Consider the following 264-nt stretch of genomic DNA (forward strand, 5'->3'; position numbering starts at 1 on the left):
GTTCATCAGCCACGATCTGCCGGCCGTCGCTCGCATCGCCGACACACTCATCGTGCTGCGCAACGGCCGCATCGTCGAACAGGGACTGGCGCGCGACGTAGTCGCGGCACCGAAGCACAAATATACGCAACGGCTGCTGACCGTATCGATCGGGCGCCGCGAGCCGGGTGCCCCCGTTCCGGAGGGCTCGCCGGTGCTGCGCGACGTGTCGCTCACACTCCAACGCGGATAGACACTTGCGGTAGTCGGGCCGTCAGGTTCCGG

At 67.0% G+C, this 264-nt stretch carries 1 pseudogene; it reads left to right on the forward strand.

Annotated features, from left to right (window positions below):
- A pseudogene (locus tag SB751_RS31625) lies at positions 1 to 232 on the forward strand (peptide ABC transporter ATP-binding protein); the annotation flags it as partial.
- Between the last annotated feature and the right edge of the window lie 32 nt (positions 233 to 264).

It is taken from the genome of Cupriavidus sp. SIMBA_020, from assembly GCF_046535395.1.
Taxonomy (GTDB): Bacteria; Pseudomonadota; Gammaproteobacteria; order Burkholderiales; family Burkholderiaceae; genus Cupriavidus; species Cupriavidus campinensis.